Here is a 15,397-nt window from a genome sequence, read left to right on the forward strand (position 1 = left end):
TGAACAGTCTCTCCGCCCCGCGGGCGGAGCGCCCACCGGAACGTCAGCGGGTCTCGCGGTGCTCGGTGTGCTGCCCGCACTTGGGGCAGTACTTCCTCAGCGAGAGACGGTCGGGGTTGTTCCGACGGTTCTTACGCGTGATGTAGTTACGGTCCTTGCACTCCTGGCAAGCCAGGGTGATCTTCGGCCGCACATCTGTGACAGCCACGTCGGAGTGCCTTTCTCGCTGGAAATCTATGGGCAAACACTAAAACGACCCGCGTGTCCCCGACGGTGTGTGGGGCGCGCAGGCAGTAGCGGAGGCCGGATTCGAACCGACGACACAACGATTATGAGCCGTTTGCTCTGCCACTGAGCTACTCCGCCACGGCTCGCAATCCGGACTACCGGAACAAGGTACCGGATTCCGACCAGACCGGCGACAGCTGTGTCTGCCGGTCACCACCTGAGTGGAACCAACCCTCACCAAGTGGTAGAGCCCCTTTACGGATTCGAACCGTAGGCCTTCTCCTTACCATGGAGATGCTCTGCCTCTGAGCTAAAGGGGCAACGTACGGTGTTTGGCCGCTGTTCCCGGCCCCTCCGTCCGCGTCGGTAACGACTATACACGCCCCCATGGGGGGTCTGCCAACTCGGAGCCGGGACAGGCTCGGAGCGCTCACTCCGTCGCCAGCCAGACGTTGGACATCGCGTCCCGGTTGATCGTGCGGAGGGTCGCCGGAAGCCCCAACCGCCGCAGCGCGTCCGGCAGCCGCGTGTCATGGGTGAACACGACGAGCTGGCGGTGCTGCCCCACCTCGGCGAGCACACTCGCCAGCCCCTCGACGGTCTCCGTGTCCATGGCCTGGACCGGGTCGTCCAGCACGAGGAAACCGAACGGGTTCCCGTGCACGAGCGTGCGCGGCAGGCAGATGGACAGGGCCAGCGCCTGGAACTCGCCCTGGCTCAGCAGACCCGGCGCGTTGCCGCCCCCGTCCACACCGTCGACGTTGACGTCCACCGCGACCCGCCGCTGCGCGCCGCGACCGACCAGACGCAGCTCCTCGAGGTCGATGTGACGTTCCTGACGCAGCAGGTGCCAGACGTGTTCGGCCTGCGCCGCCAACGGGCGCAGCCGTTCGGACCGGACCTCCCTGGCCACCGCCGTGAGCCACTGCAGACCCCGCTCGGCCGGGGCCAGCATCTCGTTCACGCGCACGGCCGCGCGAGCGTCCGAGACCCACGCGGAGAGCCGTTCGGCGAGTTCCGCCCACCCGTCGGTGGGCTCCTCCAACTGCCGCGCCGCCGACTTCCGCGCGGCGAGGGCGGCGGAACGCAGCCGCCGCCCCACGTTCTCGATGTGGTCGGCGAGTTCCCGGAGGTCGGTGATCCCACCACCGGCCTCCCACTCCGCCCACACCTGGCCGAGCTCACTGTCGGCGGGCAGCCACGTCGGCATGGGGGCCATCAGGAAACGGGCCTGGTCCCGGGCCTTCTCGGCGCGCTCGTAGGCGGAGGAGGCGTTCGCCGCCACGGGCTCCAGCGCCTCGATCTCGGCTCTCGCGCGCGCCGCCCACTCCGCGCCGAGCGCGCCCTCCGCGCCGCAGGTGGGGCAGTCGCTGTCCGAGGGGTGGCGCCGGTGGTGCTCCAGCGCCTGTTCCAGCAGCTGGGTGACTCCCCGCGCCCGATCGCCCTTGGTCCCCTCGGCCATGGCGAGCTCCATCGCGGCACCGCGCAGTTCGCTGACCACCTCGGTCATGAGCGCCCGTTCGGGAACGGACAACCGCCGCAACCGGCGCAGCACCGTCTGCTTGTTCGGGTCCGCCGGACCATCGTCCGAGGCGAGCGCGGCCAGGCTGTCCAGGTCGGGCGGCCCCGACGACAGCAGCGTCACCGCCTGCTCGGCGCGGGGGTCCGCGCTCTCGCGGAGCTGTTCGACGAGGCGGTCGCGTTCCCGGCCGGGACGGTCGCGTTGCTTCGTGAGGTTGTGGCACGTCTTGGCCAGCCGCCGCTCGGCCTCGGCGAGGTCGCGCACCCCGAGCAGTTCCGTGATCGTGTCGTACAGTTCCGCCGCGCGTCCCGTGACGGCCCGGCCGAGTTCGTCGTAGGACAGGAACGGCCGGTACCGGGCGAGAGCCTGCTCCCACCCCAGGTCACGCAACGACCCGACCGCTCCGGAGGGGAAGCTCACCTCCCCGCGGGCGGACCGCACGCTTTCCCCGCTCCAGGTGCGGGTGACCCTGGTGGGCCGCGTCTCCCCCGACTGGTGCACCTCGACCGTGATCTCGGTGTGGTCGGCGAAGTGCAGGTTGCGCCACCCGTCCCGCCACGCGGTCGGCATGGCGTCCCACCGCAGGTTCCGCCCGGTGAGAGCGGCCTCGGCCGCCTCGGCGAAACTGGACTTCCCCGAGCCGTTGCGTCCCACGATCACGGTCAGGCCGGGCCCCGGGGGGAATTCCAGTGTCGCCGGGGGTCCGATGCCGCGGAAGCCCTGCACCCGTACCTGGCTGAGGTAGCTGTGCCCCTCGGGATGGACGGTGTCGGGGGAGAGCGTCCGGGCGTCACCGCCCGCGTCCAACCCGCTCGTGTCGGGGGTGCCGCCGCGCACCAGCGTGTCCAGGGAGCTGTCCCCGTCCAGGGCTGCACGCACCCACTGCCGGGCGAGGGGATCGAGCGGGGCCTCGGCCAGCCGCGCCAGGGCCTCTTGCAGCGCCCCGGCCCCACCGCTCTCCCCTTCCGGTTCCGTCTCGGAGGAGGCACCAGGGACCGTTGTCACCGTCGTCACCACACCACGTCTCGTTGTTGACGTTGCCTTGGCAGGCTAGCGTCCGTTCGATGGGCGCCCGTCCCACCACGCTGCGCCCCAGCACCGCCCGGCCGCGTTCCCGTCAGTCGGCAGGGGATCCGCTCCGCCCCCTCCCCGGCCGTGCCGGCGCAGCGCCGGACGCACCGCCCGTCGCGAACAGCGTCCACCGGACCGACCCTAGAACAGGACGCGCCAGCTCCGACATCCTCCCAGCCGCCACGGGGGCCGCTACCGGATGGGCTCCCCTACACCCCCACGAGGCGGCGCCTGCTGCCGTCCCAGGTGAAGTGCAACGTGGCGATGCCGGGTGTGGTGGGATCCCGCAGGCACTCGTATATGTGCAGGCTCGGAACGTTGGAGAAGCATCCCCAGACGCGTTCGGAGGTCAGCACGAAGTCCAGATCCAACTCCACGAGCAGCCCGAGCAGGCGCCCGTGGGTGGGCTCGTCGACCTTGGCGAACGCGTCGTCGAGCAGGATCAGACGCGGCGCTTCCGGCGCCTGGGCGGCGAGCGAGTCGAACTGCGCCGCCGCGGCGGCGAACAGCACCAGGTAGGCCACGACCCGCTGTTCTCCCTGGCTGAGCGCCGTCCGGTGGCTGAGCTTGCGTTCCCGCTCCGGACGGGCGGCGTCCGTGACGTAGACGGTGAAGGCGAACCACGACCGGTAGTCCAGGGCGGTACGCAGTTGGGCACCGGAGGTGGCCGCCGGGTCCATCCGGCGGATCGCCTCGATACAACGCCGCAGCGCGTCGCGCAGCCGCGTCGTTTCCACTCTGGTGCGCTGCTCGGGAGACCGGGCCAGCAGGGGCACCACAGCCTGGATGTCCTCGTCCGCGTCGGGAGCCAGACGCCAGTCCAGCCGCACCCCCAGCCCCTGGGAGGTGGTGACCTCGCCCAGGACCCGGTTCATCGTGGCGACGAGCTGCTTCGCCTCCTCGATCTGTTGGGACAGGTGCGCGGCGAGCTCCCCGAGGAGGTGGCGTTCGAACGCCTCCTCCTCCCGCAGGAGGGCGGTCTCGTCCGCGTGGGCTATGGCGCGGTCCACGTGGGCGGCGTAGGCGGTGACGTCGTGCGCGCCGTCGTCGTCGTGCACGATGACACGTTTGATCCCGTTGACCTCGGTGAGTTCGGTGCGCGCCCCGGCGGCCCCGTCCCCGGCGAGGGCGGTGTGCAGCTCCTCGCGGCGGCGCAGGAGCTCGCTGCTGTCCACACTGGCCTCGCCGGTCGTTGCGGTGCCCTCCTCCGGGTGCTCCTCCGCCCGGGGGGTGAGCTCGCTCTCCAGTGCCGACAGCACGGTGTCCACGGCCCGTACCCGACTGTCGAGGGTGGCGTCCTCGGCGTCGATGCCGGCCCCGTTCTCGGAAAGGGGCTCCTCGATCCCGGTGATACCGGCGGCCTCCAACAGGGCGGGGTCGGGGCTTCCGGAGGTGTCGTGCAGTGTCCGGACCAGCCGCTCCCCGACGGCGAGCGCGCGCCGGGCCTGTTCGGCGCGTTCGGACACGGCGGTGTCCAGCCGGGTTTCGGCGGCCACCCGGTCGTCCCGGGCCCGCTGCGCGTCGCGTTCCAGCTCGGGAAGGCGGTCGTCGGCCCCGCCCATCCGCCCGCGCACCTGCTCCACGGCGGTGGCGACCTGTTCCGGGGCGGCGTTGCGCGCGCGGTCGGTGAGCTCGGTCTCCCGACGCACACTGATCATGTCCCCGATCGCCGCTGTGCGGGCGTCCTCGGCGATGGCGCGTTCACCGCGCGCCCGTTCCCACTCCTCGCTGTGCTGCCGGTACTCCTCCAACAGTACGGCCAGCGACTCCAACGCGCGTTTCGCCGCCGCGATCCGGATCCGCAGCTTCTCCGCGGCGGTGGCGGTCGCCGCGAGCCCCGCGGCGTCGGTGGGCATACTGTTGTCCTGTGCGGCCCGCGCGACCCGCGCGCGCAGTTCCAGGACGGTGGCGCGTTCCCGTTCGGCCGCCTCGCGGGCCGCGGTGTGCTCGCGCTGCTTCTCGGCCAGCCAGGAACGGGCGTTGTCCAGCGCTGCCCACGCCGACACCAGGTCCGACGGGTCCGGGATGTCGCGGGAGATGTCCACCAGCCTGGCGTACTGGCGTTCTATGTCACCGCGCCGCTCCTCGGCCTCGGCCAGCAGGGCCTCGGCTATGGCGATACGCCGGTCGACGTTGGCCACGTACCGGTCCCGGGCCTCGGTGCGGGCCTGCTCGCCGATGTACTCGGCGACGGTCTTGTGGTGGATCCCCGAGGCGACGCCGAGCCGCCACCGGCCGTCCAACGAGACGGCGCCCGCGGTGGAGGAGCCCCCTCCGACGGGCACGGTCTCCCGCCGGTGCTTGGGCTCGGCCGACTCCTCCTCGGTGGCGTCCGGCGGGTCCAGCAGAGCGACGGACTCCAGCAGCGTGGAGATGGTCTCGTGCGGGAGCTCCTCCGTGGGGACGGGGACGAGCACGTCGGACAGGTTCCTGCCGGGTGCCGCTCGCGCGGGAGCGAGCAGCAGGTCACCGGTCGTGTCCTCGGTGACTGTCGCCCCTGCGGAGATCCGGCCCGCCAGCAGGCCGCTGGCCTCCAGCGCCGCTTCCAGGCCGGCCCGTTCCTCGGTGGTGAGCTCCGGGGCGAAGTCCACCGCGAGGTAGAGGGCGACCCCCGTTCCGTTCTCGTGGTTGTCCGGCGCCCATGCAGGCCGGGGCGGGGCGATGTGCTCGGACGTGCGGTTCTCGGACAGCTCCTCGAGTTCGGCGGAGAGTTCGCGTTCCTCACCGACGGCGGTGTCCCGCAGGGTGCACAGTTCGGTGAGCAGCGGGTCCACGATGGCCCGGGCGTGCTGCTGCACACCGTGGGGTGTGTCCGTGTCCAGGACACGCATGGTGTCGTCGAGCGGGAGCTCGATGCGCTCCTCGATCCTGTCCAGTTCGGCGGAGAGGTCGCTCTGGGGGGCCGCCTCGCGCAAGCTCGCGCTCCACTCCCGTACACGTGACGCGTAGTCCACGCTGGCCGCGCTGACCGCCTCGGCAGCGTCCCTCTCCCGCGCCTGGGCGCTCTCGAGCGCGCCTTCCGCGACCTCGGCCTCGCCGAGCAGAGCCGCCTCCCGCCGCTCGGCCGCGGCCTGCTCGGTGGCCTGCTCGGCCAGCTCCGCTGCTGTACGGGAGCGTTCGGCGGCGTTGGTGTCCGTACGCGCCAGGCAGTCGTGGAGCTCGGCCAACCGGCCGCGGAGGTCGGCGACGTCGATACCCGCCACGGGGGCGCGTTCGACGGCCTGTTCCACCCCCTCCAGGTCCACCTGGGTGACGCTCTCCCGTGCGGCGAGGGTGACCGGCAGCGGTTGCGGGACCTCCCCCAGTCCGGAGGCGTCGATCCCGCACTCCCCGGCGGCCTGGCGCAGTTCGGCGTGTACGTGCCGGAACTCCGCTATGTGGCGGTCGATGGCGCTGATGTCGGCGGCGAGCCGCTTCTGGGCGTGCTCCTCCGTCGTGAGTGCGTACTCGGCGGCCTTCCACGCGGCTTCGGCGGACCGGATGTAGGCGTTGACGGCGGCGGAGCGCGCCTGGTGCTCGTCGCCGGTCGCCGGGGCCGTGGTCTGGCTTCCGGCGGAGAGGGTGGCGGCGTCCGAGGCGGCGGTGTCCCGGGTGCGGCGGAGCCGGTCCCGTTCCTCCTGCACGGAGCTCTCGGAGGCGATGAGCCGGTCGAGTTCGGACTCGAGGCGTCCGACCTCGGCGTCCCGCCCGTGGTAGGCGTCCACCTGTTCGCGCACCTCACGCGCCCGTTCCCGCAGGACGGTGCGCAGGTAGGCGCGGTAGTCGCTGAGGAAGGCGCCGACCTGTTCCCGGGCGGAGCGCAACGCTGCCAGCCGGGTGCGGGCGTCCTCGAGGTCGGAGACGTTGCGTGCGACCTGGTCGAGCACCGCCTCGTCCATGGGGGGCAGCGCCTCGGCCAGGACGGCGACGAGCTCTCCCGCTTCCAGTCGCTCCCCGATCGTGGGGCGGCGCAGCCGGTAGAGGAGGTGGATGAGGTTGCGGTACCGGACCGGGTCGTCGATCCCGAACAGTTCCCGCATCACCCGGTTCCGGTAGGCCAGGGCGGAGTCGTAGCAGTTCCCGTCGCCGAGGGTCGCGCGCAACCGGTCGATCGGCATGGGACGCCCGTCGGAGACGAGTTCCACGTCGACCCCGACCCTGCGGTCCGTGACGAAGAACACGCTGCGCGCGTCGGCGCCGGGTGTCGCGGTGACGGCAGCGCCGACCGTGACCCACTGGTCCCCGTCCTCACCGGAGCGCACGAACTCGACCCACAGGTAGCCGAGCGCGGAGGTCTCCGTGGCGGTTTCCTCCGCGTCGTCCCCGTCCGCGGAACCGTCGGTGGCTTCGGTGGCGGTGCGGCCCTCGAGCATGAGCCAGCGCAGGCTGGTGCGGCTGGTCCCGGTGGTGTCGAGGCGGCGGGCGTCCCCGTCGAGCAGGAACGGGAGGAGCATCTCCAGAGCCTTGGACTTGCCGGTCCCGTTCCGGCCGCGGAGGAGGAGCCGCCCGTCGGAGAACTGGAAGACGTGGTCGTCGTACTGCCACACGTTCTGGATACCGGCCCGGTTGAGCCGGTAACGGGGGTGGGGGTTCGCGGTGGCGGCCACCTCGAGCGGGGCGGTGTCGGCCAGATCCGCCGTGTCCCCTCCGGCACGCGCGGCCGTCGCGGGCGGGGCGTCGTCCTGACCGTCCTCTGGGACCGTCTCGGTTCCGTCCTCTGGGAGCGTCGTGGTTCCGGCGGTCCCGGTCGCCGGTTCGTGGTCACTGCCCGCGGTGACGGGAGTCGACGGGTCCGCGCCCTCTGCCGCGTTCGCGTCGGTCATAGACCGTCCTCCGCTCCGTGCCGTTCCGTGCCGTCGTACCGGTCGCTACCGGTGATCGGGGGGTGCAGGGGATGGTGCCATTCTCCCGGATCCGGGGCGCCTCCCGACAACGGTTCCTCCGGCCGGTGGACGACACCGTTGCCGCGCTCCCTCTCCCGGCTCACTCGGGTTCCTCCGTTCCGGGGCTCGGTGGTCGGCCACCGTAACGGGCGGCGGCGGGACGCAGGCACCACCCCTCGTGGGGCCCAGCCGCGGCATCCCCGGTCCGTGCCGCCAGGCCGCACGTGTGCAGCAGGTCCAGTACCTGGTTCGTGGTCTCCCCGGGGTCGGGAACGTGCTGGGCGGCGGTGCGCGCCCATCCCCGTTGCTCCCCGCCCTCCGGGTCGGTGACCGCGGCGAGTTCCTGTTCCATCACCTCGGGGGGAACCGGCAGCGCATCGGTCGGGCCGCGTTCCGGGGCGAGCCGCGCGACCAGGCGTTCCAGGAGCACAAGCGCGGCGTGGCCGGTCGGGTCGGCGTTGGGGAAGACCGCGGCGCTCTCCCCACCGGTCTCACCCGGCAGCACCAGGGCCACGCCCTCGGCCCGGATCTCCGCGTCGCAGCCCAGCAGCTCCCCCAGCTCGGACACGGCTCGCCACTGGTGGCGGGCGAGCCGGGCGCGCTGGCGGTCGGAGAGGTCGGCGCGGTACACCACCGCGGTCTCGGCCAGCATGCGGCGTAGTTCCGTCTCACCGGCCGCGTCGTCGACCGGGTCGTCGTCGGCCATCGCCCCGAGGAAGACGGCGGGCTCCGAGGTGGAGGTCGGAGGGTGGGCCATCGCGTCGCGGGCGATGGCGGCGTGGACGCCGAGTTCCGCCTGTGCGGTTCCGTCGGTGACGTAGGCGGACAGCGCGCTGCCGTCCACGGTGACCGCCCCCCACCAGGCGAGGTGGCGCAGCGCGGCCACGAGAGCGCCGCGTTCCCCCCTGCGCGTGTCCGGGTCGAGGTCGACGCCCGCTTCCGAGGCGGCCGCGCGCACCTGGGCGGCGAGCTGCGCCACCGTGATCCGGGGCGGGGCCTCCACGAGGACGGCGAGGCACAACGCGAGACAGGTGTAGGTGCGCGGTGTGAACGGGACACCGCTCGCGCGGCGGGGCGGTTGGGAGACGGGGCGGACCAGTCCGGCTTTCGCCAGTCTCGCGTGGTCCTCGGCGACGGTCAGCTCGTAGCCCAGTGTCCGGTGGAAGCGCTGGATCAACCAGTCGGAGTGCGAGCGGATGAGGGCGAACTCCTCCGGAGCGCGCCGCGCGGCGATGAGTGGACGGGCGAGGAGGCACCTGGCTGCGGTCTGGCGTTCCCCGGTGAGGGCGTTGTCCGTACTGGACGCCACGGGAGCCGTCACCTCCTGGGTCGTTGTCTGTGGTGCGGGTTGTCGTGCTCGCCGTTGTCCGCTGGGACCGTCGGGAAGGGGTTACGCCTGGCGGGCCGGCCAGAGGTCGGTGTCCGGTGTCTCGGGCGGGTTCCTCTCCGCCGGGGTGTCGGAGTCGAACTCGGCCGGGTGGAACGCGTACGTGGTGGCGCGCAGGCGGAGTCCTTCCAGGGTGAGATCCCCACCGGAAGAACGCAATGTGAGGGAGGCCGTCGGACAACGCTGGGCGTGCAGCCGGATTCCCAGCTCGAGGTCACCCGCCGAGACGGGGCCGCGGGTGGCGTCCTCGGACCCCAGCGCGGCCGTGAGGAGTTCCATCACGACCTGCGAGGCGAGCCCGGAGAGGTGGACACTGGCGTCCTCACCCGTCGGTTCGCGGAGGGCGCGACGGACCTCGTGGGCAGCCGAACGGCGCCAGTGGGCCGAGGCCTCCGCCTCGTCACGCAGGCGGGCGCGCTGGTGGGTGTGGTCCTGCACCGGCGCGACGGGCAGGGCGCTGGTGGCGCGGGAGTCGGCGGTGTGCGCCCGGGGAGCGTTCCACCAGCTCGTCGTCGCGGCGGTCGAGCCGCCGCTCAGGCTGCCGAGGTGCCGGGCGCCGTAGGTGGTGAACGCGGCCGTGAATATGTCGTGTGCCGTGGCGGCGTCGGCGTCGTCGAACCAACGCGCCAGCTGCAGCAGTGCAGCACGGCCGTGGCGGGGGGCGGGGCGGTCCGCGCCGCCGCCCGGTGCTTGTGTCGTCTGCTGGTCCGCTGAGTCACCCACAATTCAGCAGACTAAGGACCGTGGGCGACCGCAGCGCCCACCGCGGTCGGTCGCGGGCGGCACGGCACGGGACCAGGGGGCCGGTGAGCTGCGAACTCATACGTACTGTGATTTTCGTGCGCGGTCGCCTCGCGCGGCGGGGAGCACTTCCCCGGGCCCCGGCACGACAGTGCGGGTGGGCGGCGGCGCCCGTACGGACACCGCTGCCCACCCGCTAGGACCTGGCTCGGCCTCCGCTACTCCGGGATCGCGTCGTAGGCGTCCTGGGAGTCGAGGTTGGCCACAGCCGGGCCGTTGGTGCAGTCGCCCGTCTTCTGCGGCGAGCCGAGCGGGACGCTGGCACCGAGCACACCGACGTTGGCGTTGCACACCTCGATCGGTAGCACCTGCAGGTTCTGATTGAACTGCTGGTCACCGCCGTGGTCCGACGCCTGCGCGGGTCCGGCCATCAGGACGGCACCCATCGCCGCCCCGGCGACGGCACCAGCCATGCACAGTCTGCGCAGCATGGTGGCATCGCTTCCTAGTCGACGTTGGCGCCGACCGGGCCGTTGGTGCAGTCGCCCGTGGTCTGCGGCGACAGGATCGGCACGGCGAAGCCGATGGCGGCGCCGACGTTGGCGTTGCACACCTGAGCGGGAACACCCTGCAGGTTCTGGTTGTACTGCTGGTCACCACCGTGGTGTCCACCCGACGCATGCGCAGGAGCGGCCATCAGGACGGCACCCATCGCCGCCCCGGCGACGGCACCGGTGATCGCGAGTTTCCGCAGCATCGCTTCCCTTTCCGAAAAAAACGAATGTGTGTGAGGTCGGATATCCGTCGACTAGTCGACGTTCGCGGTCCGCGGGCCGTTGGTGCAGTCGCCCGTGGTCTGCGGCGACAGGACCGGCACAGCGGCACCGAGCACACCGACGTTGGCGTTGCACACCTGAACGGGAACACCCTGCAGGTTCTGGTTGTACTGCTGGTCACCACCGTGGTGTCCACCCGACGCATGCGCAGGAGCGGCCATCAGGACGGCACCCATCGCCGCCCCGGCGACGGCACCGGTGATCGCGAGTTTCCGCAGCATCGCTTCCCTTTCCGAAAAAAACGAATGTGTGTGAGGTCGGATATCCGTCGACTAGTCGACGTTCGCGGTCCGCGGGCCGTTGGTGCAGTCGCCCGTGGTCTGCGGCGACAGGACCGGCACAGCGGCACCGAGCACACCGACGTTGGCGTTGCACACCTGAACGGGAACGACCTGCAGGTTCTGGTTGAATTGCTGGTCACCGCCGTGGTGTCCACCCGACGCATGCGCAGGAGCGGCCATCAGGACGGCGCTCATCGCCGCCCCGGCGACGAAACCAGCAGCAGTCAGCTTCTTCAGCATGATTCTCCCGAAAATTCAAGCGAGATGATTGGGAAAGGGCGCGAGCATGCGCCCGATGATTGCGGTGGACTTGGACAATCATCGACCGGGAGAACGGGTTATGTCAACGCCAAAATCAAGAAATCAGGATGCCCGTTTCGTCCGATGAAATATGAATAGACCGGGAATATCCAACGCCCCACCAGGGACTTTGGGCAATTTTTTCCAATCATTTTCCCTCCGCTGTTCCAGAGAGAGGGGTGCCGGAACACCGTGCGCGGCGGCCGGAACCGTTCGCTCCCCCGCCGGCTCCGAATCCCCCACGCAACCGCCCCCATTGCGGACATGCTTTAACCCGCCAGGCGACATTGGCCGGGAAACGCCGCTACCGACCCGCCGCACCGGGACAGCAAACGGACAAATCTCCCCTTTTTGCCCCCCGCCCCCGATGGAGCGCGCGTTGCGGCCGACAATTGGGAAAACCATCCCCTTCCGGAAAGAGCACCCGTGACCCTTCCACTGACGGACCGCCTCCGGCGCACCGCTGGCATCACCGCCGGCGCGGCGTTCCTCCTCGCCGCAGCGATCGAGCAGGGCGCCACCAGTTCCCCGTGGTTCTGGATCATCGGCGTTCCCGTGGTGCTGGCGACCCTCGCCGGAGCGGTGCTGTGGCTGCGCCGCCGCTGGGAAACCTGGCGACTGCGCCGTGTCGTTGCCCGCACGGACCTCACGACCATCGACACAATGTCCGGTACCCGGTTCGAACACCGCGTCGCCGACCTGATGCGCCACACCGGCTACCGGAATGTCGCCGTGGTCGGTCAGCGCGGCGACGGTGGTGTCGACATCCGGGCGGAGACACCGGACGGCCGACCGTGCGCCGTCCAGTGCAAGCGGCTGCGAAAACCCGTCCCACCGAACGAGATCCGCGCCTTCCAGGGTGTGCTGGCCCATACCCACAGCGGATACCTTGGGTTGTTCGTCGCTTCCCAGGGGTTCACCGCAGCGGCGGAACGGGAGGCGGGAGACAGCATGACCCTGGTGGGCCGGGAGGAGCTCGCCCTGTGGATAGCTGGGTACCAGCAACCACACCTTCCCCCCGCTACATGAACGTCCGCGCCACAGAGCGAAGGAGGCCGCCCCATGGAACCGACGCCGGACCTCACACCGGCGGCCAACCGCATGAAGGCGCTCATCGACGGAACCCCCTCCGGCCGGTTGCCCGATCCCACCCCGTGCGCTGGCTACTCCGTCGGAGACCTTCTCATCCACGTGATGCAGCTCTCCGCCGCTTTCCGGAACGCCGCCGACCACACCGCCACCGTGGCGGACGGACCGGCACCGGAACCGTCAGAGGCGAACCTGCCCACCAACTGGCGGGCGCACCTGGAACAGCGGCTCGACGACCTCGCGGCCGCCTGGGCCATCCCACAGGCGTGGGAGGGGGACACCGCGGCCGGGGGTCTGGAGCTTCCCGCTCCGCAGGCGGGTGTGATCGCGCTGAACGAGCTGGTGCTGCACGGTTGGGACCTCGCCCGGGCGACCGGACAGCCCTACGAGTGCGATCCGGAAAGCGCCGAGGCGTGCTTCGCGTTCGTCTCCCGGGTTCCCACCGACGACCCGCAGGCCCGCGCCGGGCTCTTCGGTCCGGTGGTGGACGTTCCGAAGGACGCGCCCCTGTTCGACCGGCTTCTCGGCCTCAGCGGGCGCGACCCCTCGTGGGGCCGGTGAGCGCCCTGTCCCGGAGCACCCCACGCCACCACTGGTTGTCACCTGATACCCCCGACCGGAGCGGGTTGCGTTCCGTGAGAGTCCCACTCCTACGGTGAACGTCATGGCTGACTCCCCCAGGCCTTCCACTGCCGGTCCGCGGCGGGGGAGGATCGCATCGCCCCGGTGGGCACGCAAGGGACGTCGTGCACTGACCCGGCTCCCGGAGTTGGGGCGCCTGATCGGAGTGGCCTGGGCCCTCGTGATCACCGCAGTGGCAGCGATAAGCGCCGGAGCGTGGTGGTTCCTCGGCTCCCCGCCACTGCGCGCACCCGCCGAACTCACCGCCCGGGATCTGAACGCGATCACCACACGGGCCTTCGCCGTGGTGGCCGGCCTGGTCGGAACCGCGTTGTTGGTGATCTCGTACCGAAAACAGCGCACCGCCGAGTTCGGGGAGGACCGTGAGAGAACCCGGCTCTTCAACGAGCGTTTCACGGCCGCGTACACGGAGCTGGGAAGCGAGCACGCCGCGGTCCGGCTGGGCGCGGTCCACGCTCTGGCTCACCTGGCCGACGACGCCCCGACACGGGAGCTGCGCCAGATGTGCATCGACGTGCTGTGCGCCTACCTGCGCATGCCCCACACTCCCGCTCCCGACGAACCGTCCGACGGTGCCACCGAGGAGCAGCGCTGTGAGCGTCAGAGACGTCAACTGGAATTCGCCTCCCTCCGTGAGGTGCGCCACACCATCATCCGCACCATCGCGGCCCGCCTGCGCGAGGATGCACATGTGTCCTGGCAGGGCCACGACTTCGACTTCACCGGCGTCGTCTTCGACGGCGGCGACTTCTCCGAAGCCCGCTTCTCCGGCGGCCTGGTGAACTTCCGCGACGCCACCTTCTCCGGAGGCACGGTCAGCTTCCGTGACGTCCTCGTCACCATGGGAACGGTCAACTTCAGCGGCGCTGCCTTCACCGGAGGGACAGTGGACTTCCGCTACGCCGCCTTCGCCGGGGGGACAGCACGCTTCAGCGCTGCTCAATTCGCCGGCGGCACGGTGGACTTCGGCGATTCTGCCCTTTCCGGCGGCACCGTGGACTTCACCCGCTCCGCCTTTTCCCGCGGAACGGTGAACTTCGGTTTCGCTCGCTTCCTCAACGGCACGATGGACTTCGGTGAGGTGACCTTCACCGGCGGCCTGGTGGACTTCCGTTACGCCGCCTTCGCCGGCGACACGGTGAACTTCCGTGGTGTCGTCCTCGCCGGCGGCACCGTGGACTTCGGTACGGCCAAAGGACCGTGCCCGGGGGGATTGCTGGATGCGGTGGCGGCCGGGGAGCCGGGAACGGCCGTGCTGCCGCGGGGGTGGGAAGACGCTGCGGGTGAGGCACCCGGCACGGAGTAACGATACGGATCAGATGTCCCTGTACGTCTCTCTCGTCCGGCCACGTGGTCACTCGGTACGCAGCAGTTCGGTGTAGGGCCCCAGCCGCATGTGCGTCCCCTTGAGCCGGGAGGTGGTCTCGGCACCCAGCACACCCGTGTCGGGCGTGTAGGAGGCCCCGCCCGTGGGGCCCAGCGGAAGGACGATGCTCGGCGGCGCGGGGTCGTAGGTGTCCAACCTGTCCCCGCCGAGGATCAGCGTGCGGATGTTGGCCGCGGCCACCGCGGCGTGCTGTTCGGCCGCCTTCGCCTTCTTGCTCTCCGCGATCGCGGTGAGGTCACCGACAGCGAACACGTGGTCGTGGCCGGGCAGCCGCAGTTCAGCGGTAACGTCGACGTGCCCGGTCGGCCGCCGGGCGGCCGCCAGATCGCCGGCGACGTAGTCACTGTTCGGTGCGGCCCCGAAACAGCGGAACCAGATGTCCGCGGTGACCTCCCGTCCCGAGTGGGTCGTGGCGGTGAACGTTTCGGCCTCTCCCGCCTCCGAGGGCGGCCCTTCACGCAGCGAGGTACCCACAAGCAGCTCCACTCCCAGCTCACCGAGCTGCCGGCGCAGTTCGGCGCGGAACTCCGCGGGAAGGTCCCCGGAGACGATGTCCTCGGCCGGGTCGACGACCGTCACGGTCTTGTCGGCCCACACGGCCTTGATCTCACCGGCGAGTTCGAGGCCGACCGGTCCCCCGCCGAGCAGGAGGACGCTCCCGGCACCGGACAACGCCTCGCGCGTGGCCCGGATCCTCGCTCTCGCGGCCGTGCTGTCGTCAGTGCCGACCTTCGCGGGGAAGGGGTAGGTCGACCCGGTCGCGAGGATCATGTAGTCCGCGTCGATCCGTTCCCCCGAGGCGAGCGTGACGCCCGCGGCGTCCGCGCGGACCACCCCCTCGTGGACCACTCGGCCGCGGTCGAGCAGCCGGTCGTAGGAGAGGAAGATCCGATCGGTCCAGGCGGGGTCAGCAAGGCCACGTAGCGCGGCGACGTTGTGGACGAATGTGTCCCGAGGGTCGACGAGGACCACGTCGGCCACGTCATCCAGCGCCCTCGCCGCCGTAATACCGCCGTACCCACCGCCGACGACAACCACGGTCGCGGTCATA

14 protein-coding genes and 2 tRNA genes are annotated in these 15,397 nt (G+C 70.9%); 3 read left to right on the forward strand and 13 right to left on the reverse strand.

Features of this window, described 5'->3' with window-relative positions; all coding sequences use genetic code 11:
- Positions 1–43 precede the first annotated feature (43 nt).
- The 12 genes from rpmG to FHX37_RS15035 all read right to left on the reverse strand — a co-directional run bounded on the left by rpmG (position 44) and on the right by FHX37_RS15035 (position 11,168).
- Positions 44–208 carry a 50S ribosomal protein L33 gene (gene rpmG / locus FHX37_RS14985; protein WP_141924487.1) on the reverse strand — a complete coding sequence of 55 codons (165 nt, stop codon included), beginning with the start codon at positions 206–208 and terminating at the stop codon, positions 44–46.
- 86 nt (positions 209–294) lie between these two features.
- Positions 295–366: transfer RNA gene (locus FHX37_RS14990), tRNA-Met, on the reverse strand.
- 110 nt (positions 367–476) lie between these two features.
- Positions 477–548, reverse strand: a tRNA-Thr gene (locus FHX37_RS14995).
- Between the two features lie 110 nt (positions 549–658).
- A complete protein-coding gene (locus FHX37_RS15000; RefSeq protein WP_394344499.1) occupies positions 659–2,767 on the reverse strand; it encodes an AAA family ATPase in 2,109 nt (702 codons plus the stop codon).
- 263 nt (positions 2,768–3,030) lie between these two features.
- Positions 3,031–7,623 carry a TIGR02680 family protein gene (locus FHX37_RS15005; RefSeq protein ID WP_141924489.1) on the reverse strand — a complete coding sequence of 1,531 codons (4,593 nt, stop codon included), beginning with the start codon at positions 7,621–7,623 and terminating at the stop codon, positions 3,031–3,033.
- Positions 7,620–7,787, reverse strand: coding sequence for a hypothetical protein (locus FHX37_RS22920; protein ID WP_170181593.1), 168 nt, complete (start codon positions 7,785–7,787; stop codon positions 7,620–7,622). Before FHX37_RS22920 ends, FHX37_RS15005 begins: the two co-directional genes overlap by 4 nt.
- Positions 7,784–8,992, reverse strand: coding sequence for a TIGR02678 family protein (locus FHX37_RS15010; RefSeq protein WP_170181594.1), 1,209 nt, complete (start codon positions 8,990–8,992; stop codon positions 7,784–7,786). Before FHX37_RS15010 ends, FHX37_RS22920 begins: the two co-directional genes overlap by 4 nt.
- Before the next feature lie 81 nt (positions 8,993–9,073).
- A complete protein-coding gene (locus tag FHX37_RS15015; RefSeq protein WP_246062299.1) occupies positions 9,074–9,793 on the reverse strand; it encodes a DUF2397 family protein in 720 nt (239 codons plus the stop codon).
- A gap of 236 nt (positions 9,794–10,029) precedes the next feature.
- Positions 10,030–10,302 (reverse strand): hypothetical protein, encoded by a 273-nt coding sequence (locus tag FHX37_RS15020; protein ID WP_141924492.1) that lies wholly within the window; start codon positions 10,300–10,302, stop codon positions 10,030–10,032.
- 14 nt (positions 10,303–10,316) lie between these two features.
- Positions 10,317–10,568, reverse strand: a complete 252-nt coding sequence (locus FHX37_RS15025; RefSeq protein WP_141924493.1) for a hypothetical protein — start codon at positions 10,566–10,568, stop codon at positions 10,317–10,319.
- A 51-nt stretch (positions 10,569–10,619) separates the two neighbouring features.
- On the reverse strand, positions 10,620–10,868 hold the full coding sequence (locus FHX37_RS15030; protein ID WP_141924494.1) for a hypothetical protein: 249 nt from the start codon (positions 10,866–10,868) through the stop codon (positions 10,620–10,622).
- Positions 10,869–10,919: 51 nt separating this feature from the next.
- On the reverse strand, positions 10,920–11,168 hold the full coding sequence (locus FHX37_RS15035) for a hypothetical protein (RefSeq protein WP_141924495.1): 249 nt from the start codon (positions 11,166–11,168) through the stop codon (positions 10,920–10,922).
- Positions 11,169–11,654: 486 nt separating this feature from the next.
- Between FHX37_RS15035 and FHX37_RS23650 the strand changes: the two genes are divergently transcribed.
- From FHX37_RS23650 to FHX37_RS23655, 3 genes are all read left to right on the forward strand, one after another.
- Positions 11,655–12,257 carry a restriction endonuclease gene (locus tag FHX37_RS23650; RefSeq protein ID WP_246062300.1) on the forward strand — a complete coding sequence of 201 codons (603 nt, stop codon included), beginning with the start codon at positions 11,655–11,657 and terminating at the stop codon, positions 12,255–12,257.
- Positions 12,258–12,290: 33 nt separating this feature from the next.
- Complete coding sequence (locus FHX37_RS15045; RefSeq protein WP_141924496.1) at positions 12,291–12,878, forward strand: TIGR03086 family metal-binding protein; 588 nt, start codon at positions 12,291–12,293, stop codon at positions 12,876–12,878.
- Positions 12,879–12,981: 103 nt separating this feature from the next.
- On the forward strand, positions 12,982–14,265 hold the full coding sequence (locus FHX37_RS23655; RefSeq protein WP_141924497.1) for a pentapeptide repeat-containing protein: 1,284 nt from the start codon (positions 12,982–12,984) through the stop codon (positions 14,263–14,265).
- A gap of 48 nt (positions 14,266–14,313) precedes the next feature.
- Here the strand turns inward: FHX37_RS23655 and FHX37_RS15055 are convergent, their stop codons facing one another.
- Entirely contained in the window at positions 14,314–15,396 is a 1,083-nt protein-coding gene (locus tag FHX37_RS15055) for an FAD-dependent oxidoreductase (protein ID WP_141924498.1), read from the reverse strand.
- Position 15,397 lies beyond the last annotated feature (1 nt).

Source organism: Haloactinospora alba, from assembly GCF_006717075.1.
GTDB lineage: Bacteria > Actinomycetota > Actinomycetes > Streptosporangiales > Streptosporangiaceae > Haloactinospora > Haloactinospora alba.

Coding starts and splice junctions, on each gene's coding strand:
- FHX37_RS15020 (WP_141924492.1), bottom strand. CDS start 10,302: ATGCTGCGCAGACTGTGCATGGCTGGTGCCGTCGCCGGGGCGGCGATG.
- FHX37_RS15055 (WP_141924498.1), bottom strand. CDS start 15,396: ATGACCGCGACCGTGGTTGTCGTCGGCGGTGGGTACGGCGGTATTACG.
- FHX37_RS15025 (WP_141924493.1), bottom strand. CDS start 10,568: ATGCTGCGGAAACTCGCGATCACCGGTGCCGTCGCCGGGGCGGCGATG.
- FHX37_RS15030 (WP_141924494.1), bottom strand. CDS start 10,868: ATGCTGCGGAAACTCGCGATCACCGGTGCCGTCGCCGGGGCGGCGATG.
- FHX37_RS15005 (WP_141924489.1), bottom strand. CDS start 7,623: ATGACCGACGCGAACGCGGCAGAGGGCGCGGACCCGTCGACTCCCGTC.
- FHX37_RS15035 (WP_141924495.1), bottom strand. CDS start 11,168: ATGCTGAAGAAGCTGACTGCTGCTGGTTTCGTCGCCGGGGCGGCGATG.
- FHX37_RS23655 (WP_141924497.1), top strand. CDS start 12,982: ATGGCTGACTCCCCCAGGCCTTCCACTGCCGGTCCGCGGCGGGGGAGG.
- FHX37_RS15045 (WP_141924496.1), top strand. CDS start 12,291: ATGGAACCGACGCCGGACCTCACACCGGCGGCCAACCGCATGAAGGCG.